1 protein-coding gene is annotated in these 246 nt (G+C 41.5%); it reads right to left on the reverse strand.

Annotated features, from left to right (window positions below):
- Positions 1–62 precede the first annotated feature (62 nt).
- The coding region (locus tag E4T71_RS09585; RefSeq protein ID WP_265588438.1) for a transposase at positions 63–246 on the reverse strand (184 nt) is incomplete at its 5' end.

Below are 246 nucleotides of genomic sequence, written 5' to 3' on the forward strand. Positions count from 1 at the left end.
AATCATTGAATGACGTCATTGATCAGTTGCAAGAAGTTATCCAAAGCTTATCAACTACTCGCTTACGATCGATTGTCCATAGAGAATGGATATCTGCTAATTTTGATTCTGAATGAGTATAAAATAGGTCGGAGGAACTCCACCGCTCCTTCGGAGCAATAGCGATTTCCAGGACGTAACTGAGCATTGAAACAATAACCAGTCTGACTTTCAAAAGCATAGAGTGGATGATAGCCTGTGGCACGG

It is taken from the genome of Streptococcus sp. WM07 (assembly GCF_004570525.1).
In the GTDB taxonomy this organism is placed as follows: Bacteria; Bacillota; Bacilli; order Lactobacillales; family Streptococcaceae; genus Streptococcus.